The following is a 3,750-nucleotide window of genomic DNA, read 5'->3' on the forward strand; positions in this document are numbered from 1 at the left end:
AAACAAAAAAGGCTCTTCAAAAGAAAGAGTTTTAACATTGTTTTTATTAAACTTAACTTGGTGCGTCGTCAGGGAATCGAACCGCGAACCTTGGGCTTGAGTGGCCCATGGCTTCCAGGATGAGACTGAATTGAAGATAACAGAAAAAGAGTGTGTAAAATCGTGTGCAATTTTAGTCCAAAAATGTGCCAATTTGTCCATATTTCAAATAAAAAAGGCTACCAAGGAAATGATAGCCTGTAATCTGTTTTTATTGAGGTTATAAGTGCGGGGCCGACGGGATTCGAACCCGCGATCTCCGGCTTGACAGGCCGGCGTGTTAACCAAGCTACACCACGGCCCCGTGGTGTTTCGAACGGTTAGGTTTTATCACCCTCTCTGTTTTTATTGCCGCTGATAATTGCCAAAGGAATCAACACACAGTAACCAAAAACTAAAAGAATGGGCGCAAAAGTTAAAGTCAAAAATCCATCTACCGGAGGTTGCGACAGAGCCCAGTATCCTACCAGGATTAAAAAAGACGCAATGCCAAACAGTTGATAGTTCAGTTTTGTGAACGGGAGACCTGAATCTTTTAGTTTGCGTCCGGACTGTCTCTTTACTTTTTTATGGTTCATAACGGTGTCAAATATAGGTAAATAGCAAAAGAGAGTCAAGCGAAATATTGGTCTAAATAAAAGGACTTGGCAGGAGACTTCAGCACACAAAAAATAATATAAATTTCCAAAGACTCGGTATATTTGATTAAGGTTATATTATCGACTTAGTAATCTATTAACTGTTGATTTTGGATAGTTAAAAACAATCTTCCCCTTTACCAAAAACTGATCAGTCGGAAAATTTTAATTTTTAGTAAATAAGTGCTGCTGCGCATCATGTAATCCACTATAACCTTCCCATAGTCTGGACGACATTCTTCTAAAGTAAAGCTCTTATTAGTCGATGACTGTTTGTATTCCTATTTGTAAATATCAAAAACCGACCGCCTGTTCTTAAGTCAAGATAACCAATCTTGCACATGTAAAATTTTATTCTTACAGATTTGAATTTCTTAACCGGTAAAGCGATAGTCTGGTTGCTGAGTCGTAAGTCCTTTTCTCAACTATCAATTCGGAGGAAATCCTAAAATATGAAATCACAGTTTGAGAGACCCGAGTCGAGGGATCAACTTTCTAGTGGAGCTGACCGGTATGGTCTCGATGATCTAAGACTGCAGAATCCGGCAGACAACACAATGAGCCAGCAATCTTCTCTAATAATCGAAGCCCTGAGAACTGAGCTCCATCCAAAAAAGATAAACCTTCTCATGGGGTTGGTTCTGGAGGAAAGAGCCATTGAAAGGAGGAAAGCAGATTATGCCACAGTCTTTAGGAAAATGACTAAAGGAATCTATTTTTTTCTCTGGAGTCTGCAGAATTTCAAAATGATTCCCAGTGGCGGAATAGTAACTTCGGCACAGTTGGAAAGCGCAGTTTCTACTTTGTTCGCTTTTATTCTAGATAGTGAACCACTCCTGAAAAGTCACCCCGTGAACATCCGCCTGCTTAGAAACTTAGGTCGTGCTTATTTTGACTTGGCTGGAATTGCGTACTATGCTCCCCATAGAGGATTCTCGCTTGCTAAGCCTGTTCACTATCAGTTCATTCTCAGAAAAGCAATTTGCTGTTGGCAGAAGGCGATTCAAACCGAAGCTAGACTAAGTCAGCACGGCGATGCATCTCACGTCGAGACCCTAGGCTTAGTGGAAGATGATTTTGTCTTTGAGAGAAATCGCATGCAAACGTTCGTCAACCCTTGGTATTTTCTCCATATTGCTTCGGCCCTACACTTGCTAAATGATGAAGAGGCTTCTGCCGCTTACCTGGAAAAGGCTGGCAGTATCATAGGCGCAATTGATAGCCACCAGAATGAGAAGATTCGACAGCAGCGATTGTTGTTGGAATCGGTATATTCCACCATAAAATATAGCAAGACCACCACCTTTGACTTTGATCCAAAAAGTCTCCAAAAGATAGACGAGCAATTGCAGCAAATCAAGCAAAAAGGGCGTTCTGCCGGCGGTCAATACCCAAGTCATAGAAGCCCCCTTGTAGACGATGCATTATGGCGTGCGCGTGTGGCGAAAAATGAGTTCATCAACAATGGTATGCCTGATGTCGATAAGTTTTCTTATTTGCAAAGTGTCTCGACCTTATATGAGCAGGTTAAGTCGTCTAAAGTAAGAGATCGTCTTATCTACCAACTAAGCATCCCACCGCTAAGGATCAAAGGCAACCCTCGACACAGAACATGGACTCGGTTCCGGCAAAACCATATTGGCAAAAGGGGCGTGTCTGATAGGAAGAGCGGGCAAAAAATGTTTAAAGTGCCATAGTCGGCATCAAAATCATTTACGTTTTAGAACTAATGAGTCCCTACTAAAACGAAGATTATCAAAGTAAGACTTCTAAAAACTGTTAAATTCGATGAAACCAAGGAGAATTTGAGGTTTCTAATTGATTTTTAGGTTCTATGTTTCTTCACTATTTTGTTCGCCTTTTGCCGTTTGATGAAAGTTGCAATTTTTATCTTTTCCAAAAAAGCGGGATTCTTTTCTAAATATTCCAGATACTGTTTCCTTCTTTTGGGATAATTTAGTTTTCTATCTTCAAACGCCTCACCATGAATGGATAGCATCGCGATATCCATTCTGTCCCGGTAGTCCCAACCGGTCCACTCGCCCATGTAAATTGTATCTCCAAACTTTTCGTATTCTTCAGTAAACGTTGCCACCGCTCTTTTAATAGTTTCAACATTTACCGCCTCATGTTTGCCGGCAACGTCCACAATAGTGACTGCTATTCCTTCCGAATTTATATACCAGTCGAATTTGTACAGCAAGTCGTAGTCGGTGGTAGAAACTTTCACGGTTCTGATTCTATTCAATTGATACAGACAAGGGATAAGCGCATATGCTGGCGTGGTTTTCAAAACCCAGTGTCTGTAGGCATGAAGATTTGTTTTACTGGGTTGCCAAGCGTTTACACGACACTCCGCAGTCTGGCAGCAATCACATAGCTTGAGATTGCCATCCAATTCCTCATCCGAGGAAACTTCTTCAACTTCCATCAAGGTTTCTGTTGAAGCATGAAATCCCAGGTCATTTAATAGAGTTATCTTCGCAGCAGATAAATCTTCCGTTTTTACGACTTCCACATAATTAAATCTTTTCATATACAATTTGCAACTATTCATAACTTTCTACTTTGTATGCCGTCGGCATAAAACCCTTTCCCTATTCAATTCTTTTTTAAACCATCCCTTATGGTTTATATTATCGGCAGCCACCAACATAATTCCTATTTTGCGAGGAATTACCAGATAGCGGTACAGCTGATTTGAAACAAAAAAGGGAAGCCTGGCAATGAGTGAAATTCAAACACAGTTCGGTGGCTTTTCTTCTTTAGCGAGCAAGAGCCCAAAACTGTCTATTCACACTTTTAGGGGAGTGTTAACTTTTTCGTTGCCTTGAGCGGCGGATTTTTGTCTTATCATACCCAAATGTGAACTACAGCATACTTTTTCAGTAAAGTGAATAGGCGCTTAGCGCCGTACATCGACAAAACTTTGTCGATAATTTTGATTGACGATCTACAATTTGAGAAGTACAGACTCTTTTTGAAAATCGCAAATCGTAGATCGCAAATCGTAAATCGTATATGTTCGAGTCCAGAATCTGATATACGATATATGATCGACGTCCCGGACGGC

At 40.7% G+C, this 3,750-nt stretch carries 3 protein-coding genes and 1 tRNA gene; 1 reads left to right on the forward strand and 3 read right to left on the reverse strand.

Going from position 1 to position 3,750, the window contains the following annotated elements:
- Positions 1-268 precede the first annotated feature (268 nt).
- Together IH879_21215 and IH879_21220 are read right to left on the reverse strand one after the other, a co-directional pair.
- Positions 269-343 (reverse strand) — tRNA-Asp (locus tag IH879_21215).
- Between the two features lie 16 nt (positions 344-359).
- Positions 360-617 carry a hypothetical protein gene (locus tag IH879_21220; GenBank protein ID MCH7677448.1) on the reverse strand — a complete coding sequence of 86 codons (258 nt, stop codon included), beginning with the start codon at positions 615-617 and terminating at the stop codon, positions 360-362.
- A gap of 512 nt (positions 618-1,129) precedes the next feature.
- On the opposite strand from IH879_21220, the gene IH879_21225 reads away from it, so the two are divergent.
- A complete protein-coding gene (locus tag IH879_21225) occupies positions 1,130-2,374 on the forward strand; it encodes a hypothetical protein (GenBank protein MCH7677449.1) in 1,245 nt (414 codons plus the stop codon).
- A 128-nt stretch (positions 2,375-2,502) separates the two neighbouring features.
- Here the strand turns inward: IH879_21225 and IH879_21230 are convergent, their stop codons facing one another.
- Complete coding sequence (locus tag IH879_21230; protein MCH7677450.1) at positions 2,503-3,213, reverse strand: hypothetical protein; 711 nt, start codon at positions 3,211-3,213, stop codon at positions 2,503-2,505.
- Between the last annotated feature and the right edge of the window lie 537 nt (positions 3,214-3,750).

The organism is candidate division KSB1 bacterium (assembly GCA_022562085.1).
Lineage (GTDB): Bacteria > Zhuqueibacterota > Zhuqueibacteria > Oceanimicrobiales > Oceanimicrobiaceae > Oceanimicrobium.